Source organism: Streptomyces sp. NPDC058964 (assembly GCF_042741275.1).
Lineage (GTDB): Bacteria > Actinomycetota > Actinomycetes > Streptomycetales > Streptomycetaceae > Streptomyces.
The window spans coordinates 1-2,876 of sequence record NZ_JBHYKH010000779.1; the positions used below are offsets into that span (position 1 = coordinate 1).

Annotated in this window: 3 protein-coding genes and 1 pseudogene; 1 reads left to right on the forward strand and 3 read right to left on the reverse strand. The window is 67.0% G+C overall.

The annotated features are described in order from the left end of the window. Both ACFW2E_RS44600 and ACFW2E_RS44605 read right to left on the reverse strand, forming a co-directional pair. The coding region (locus ACFW2E_RS44600; protein WP_384477241.1) for a transposase at nucleotides 1-277 on the reverse strand (277 nt) is incomplete at its 3' end. A 326-nt stretch (nucleotides 278-603) separates the two neighbouring features. Further along, the gene (locus ACFW2E_RS44605) at nucleotides 604-1,086 is read right to left on the reverse strand and encodes a hypothetical protein (protein ID WP_384477244.1); all 483 of its coding nucleotides are present in this window, start codon (nucleotides 1,084-1,086) and stop codon (nucleotides 604-606) included. Nucleotides 1,087-1,361: 275 nt separating this feature from the next. Here ACFW2E_RS44605 and ACFW2E_RS44610 point away from each other — a divergent pair, with 275 nt between their 5' ends. Further along, complete coding sequence (locus tag ACFW2E_RS44610) at nucleotides 1,362-1,712, forward strand: DUF6233 domain-containing protein (protein WP_384477247.1); 351 nt, start codon at nucleotides 1,362-1,364, stop codon at nucleotides 1,710-1,712. A 239-nt stretch (nucleotides 1,713-1,951) separates the two neighbouring features. Here the strand turns inward: ACFW2E_RS44610 and ACFW2E_RS44615 are convergent. After that, nucleotides 1,952-2,784: pseudogene (locus ACFW2E_RS44615) on the reverse strand (IS5 family transposase); the annotation flags it as partial. Nucleotides 2,785-2,876: the final 92 nt, after the last annotated feature.

Below are 2,876 nucleotides of genomic sequence, written 5' to 3' on the forward strand. Positions count from 1 at the left end.
CGCACATGACGGAAATGCACCCAGAGGGACGAAGTAACGCAGTGAGCCCGTCCCGCACGGCGGCGGGGGCGGGGCGAGCCAGGGCGGCTCCGCCGTCGGCCAGGTCGATGCCCCAGGTCACCTGGTCGCCCAGGGTCAGGACGTCGGCGACGAGTTGGAGGAGTTCGGGCTCGTCGTCGGCAACGCGTCGGGACAGCAGCCGCCGGCCGCTCTCGTCGATCGCGACGCAGTGGTGGTGGGTCTTGCCTGCGTCGATGCCAGCCCAGATCGCGGGCATGTGGTGCCTCCGTGCGGTGTGCTGCTGGTGCCTCCCGACGGACGACCTCGCTGTCGATTCCCTACTTGGCGATCATTCGCAATTCCTAATTGGCAGCCGAGTCGTCGTGGGGCGTCGGGCGGCCAATCGATGCCAGCCACGAGTGGCAGAAGGTTGAAAGCCACACCCGACGTCCCTGGGTGGATGAACCATACGAAGGGCTCGCCCGGTCCCGCAGAGCAACGTAGGGAAGGTTGACGGGCCCTGTTCTCAGGAGAGCCTGACCGCCCAGGTCATTAGGCCCGGGGTCGTCGGCACAGGGTCTAGAAAGCCTGTGGATCGCTCGGCTACGAACCGATCCAAGAGGGGCGGACGTCGAAGCGACCGGAAGCCCCGTAGTCCGACAGGCGAGTGCGATCGGGCTCGATGAGCTTCAAAATGTCGCAGGCGTAGGCGACGGTGTCGGGCAGTCGTGCGGCTGCAATCTCGGCGTAGAACAGCCATAGTCCCTGCCGGGCAGCCTGCTGGCACGCTTCCGAGACGTCTTCGTCGTCGTTGTAGATGAGTCTCAGCAGCAGGTCGAGTATCTCGGTCCTCGCACCGACGGACAGCTCTTGTGTGAGGGCTGCCATCAGCACCGACACAGCAGGGACAGCCGGCTCCTGCGGGAACGACTGGATCATGAGGTGGTTTTCGAGGCCGAGAGCCCACGCGTCTTCCCGCCTCTTGGCGGCTGCCAGCAGCAGGAAGTCGCCGGGCAAATGAGCCGCGCTGTGTTCGCACGCGCATCGGAGCGCGGCCCAGTCGTACCTGTCCAGCTCTGCCTTCATGAGCTCACCGGCGTTCAGAGTGTGCCTCCACGATGGTCACCACGACAGCCCTGTTTCCATCTGCCTGTCGCAACTCGCACGCTGACGGAGCGGGATTGCCACCGGGCGGGAGTGCCTCGGCGACGATACCTGGCCCGATGACCTTGGCGGTCAGACTCTCCTGAGACGAGGGCCCGCCCGTCAACCTTCAGTGAGAACCGCTCAGCCTTCGGTGAGACAGGACAACACCCGTCCCCGATGTGGCGGCCGTTTCCCCTGATCATAGAATCGAACACGTGAACGAGGAACCGTCGCGGCTCGAGCTGCTCCACTTCGCCCGCCGGGTCGTGGCCCAGCAGGCAGCGGCTGCCCTCACCCAGCTCGACACCTGGATCGCAGCAGAAGAACGGCGGGAAGCCGAGCAGCGACGCGCGCAGGAGATGCGCCCCGATCCGCCGGAATGGCTGATCCAGCACGGACTCAACCAGCGCAACATCGATTACGTGCACACCGGCGACTGCTGGGCCGCCGCCAAGAGTGGACGATGCCGACCCGCCACGCGGCAGCAGGCGCGCGACGCCCTGCGCCGGCAGGTACCCGCATGCCTGCACTGCCGCCCCGACACCGCCCTCGGCATCCTCGATTAGCCACCGCCCGGCCCCCGCCAGCCACGAACGACGATATTGCGCCCTCCACGCCGACCAGGATGCCTGCGTCGCGTACCGGGTCCTGCCGCGGGAAGGTTGGCATGTAAGCAGCCCCCACACCCCCCGCGAGGCACCCCTATGGCGTTCTTCGCGCTCCCCCGTCTGCAGGCCCCTGATGCACTGGTCGGAGCGCTGGGAGTGCGTCTGACCAGTCTCTTAGGGCCTGTGTGATGTTGTGATCAAGCAGTTGCCTTCAGGAGGTCGTTGATCCAGATCATCGAGGCGCGGAGGTGGAGGCCCGCGAGGTAGCTCTCGGGTGTCTTGTCGTGTCGAGTCGCGATGCCCGCCAGGCCTTCAGCTTGTTGATCAGGCGCTCGACGGTGTTCCGTTCTTTGTAGAGATCGGTGTCGTGGTGGGTGGGGCGGCCGCCTCGGCTGCCTTTCTTCTTCCGGTTGGCGGCGTGGTCTTTCTGCTCTGGGATGACTGCCTGATGTTGCGTTTCCGCAGGTAGGAGCGGTTGGCACGGGAGGAATAGGCCTAGTCCGCGGCGACAACGTCGGGCCGGGTCCGGGGCCGGCCGACGGGAAGACGGAGCGCACCTTCTGCAGCACGGGGACGAACTGCGGTTTGTCGGCGGCCTGTCCTGCGGTCAGGACCAGGGACAGCGGACGGCACTTGCGGTCTGCCGCGAGATGAATCTTGCTCGTCAGCCCACCGCGAGATCTGCCGAGCAGGGCTTGGTTCAAGCGGAGCTTGCGCCGTCGCCTGATGTGCCGCCGCTCTTCCTGACCGGGGTCGGCACTGCCGTGCTGTCCGTTCTGTTCTGGCGGGCCGCCCCTTTTTGCCGGGCCCGCTCCTGCTCGACGGCGGCCTCTTCAAGGGCGTCCATGACCTCCTTGCCGATGCGCATCCCGGCTGCGTGGTGGTGGGCGCGGGCCGCGGTGGTGTCCACGCTGACCAGGGATAAGTCCGTCTGTCCCTGGCGGGCGGCATCGGTGATCAGGCCTTCGAGCAATGCGGTGAAGACTCCGGCGTCCCTCCACACTCGGAAGCGGCCGTAGACAGTTGGCCACGTATACGGCTGTGGGGGCGCCCCACCCCCAGGGAGGGGGCGCCCCCCGGGCACAGTTGGGGGTGGGCGGCCGGGGGGGGAGCCCGGGCGCC